The organism is Arthrobacter sp. SPT-J7, from assembly GCF_059089965.1.
In genome coordinates this window covers 1-887 of sequence record NZ_JBNHFF010000490.1, presented here as the reverse complement: position 1 = coordinate 887, position 887 = coordinate 1, and the positions used below count along the sequence as shown (strand labels likewise).

Genomic DNA, 887 nt, shown 5'->3' with positions numbered 1-887 from the left:
TTTGCGGGCGAAGGCGTCCGCGTCAGCATTGGGGAGGAAGAAGCCAATACGCGTTTTCTTGCCCTGTGTGCGAACTATACAAAGGCCCCGCGCGGTTCCTAGCACTTAACAAGTAGCCCCGCGGTTACTTACTGAAGATAAAGTTAGGATCAGTAAGCCATTATATATGCCGTCGGAGGAATCTATTCCTTTTGAAGCATATATCCCAGCGACATTGCATTGCATCCGGATGCGGCAAGCAAGGAGACGGTATGGGCACACATCTGCCTGCCACCGAGTTTGACGGAACAGCTGTAGACGATCAGCGTGAGGCTGATGCCGAAGCCGTGATGGGAGAGCCTCCGGCGCAGATGGTCCAGCTCCTCGGCCCTGACGGGAAACTGGGTTTTGATCCGGTTTTTTCGGGGTATGCCAAGAAGCTCACCCCGGAAAAGCTCCGCGGGCTCTATGCCGACATGGCCGCCATCCGCCGGTTCGACGTCGAAGCCACAGCCTTGCAGCGCCAGGGGCAGTTGGCACTCTGGGTTCCGCTGACCGGCCAAGAAGCCGCCCAGATCGGTTCCGGCCGGGCCAGCCAGCCGCAGGACTACATCTTCCCTACGTACCGCGAGCACGGCGTGGCCTGGACCCGCAATGTGGACCTGGCCGAGTTGCTGCGCCAGTTCCGCGGCGTCTCCAACGGCGGATGGAACCCCAAAGACACCAACTTCCACCTGTACACCCTGGTTCTTGCGGCCCAGACGCTCCACGCGGTGGGCTACGCCATGGGAATTCAGCGGGACCAGAAGCTCGCCGCCGCCGGTGCCGCGGCTGTCCACTCCGACGGTCAAGACAATCGCGCTGCCGCCCCGGACGCCGCCGTGATCGCCTACTTCGGCGACGGCGCC

At 61.7% G+C, this 887-nt stretch carries 1 protein-coding gene; it reads left to right on the top strand.

Features of this window, described 5'->3' with window-relative positions:
- Positions 1–251 precede the first annotated feature (251 nt).
- Positions 252–887, top strand: a 636-nt coding sequence (locus AC5RWX_RS33815; protein ID WP_494100506.1) for a thiamine pyrophosphate-dependent enzyme, incomplete at its 3' end; no start/stop codon positions are given.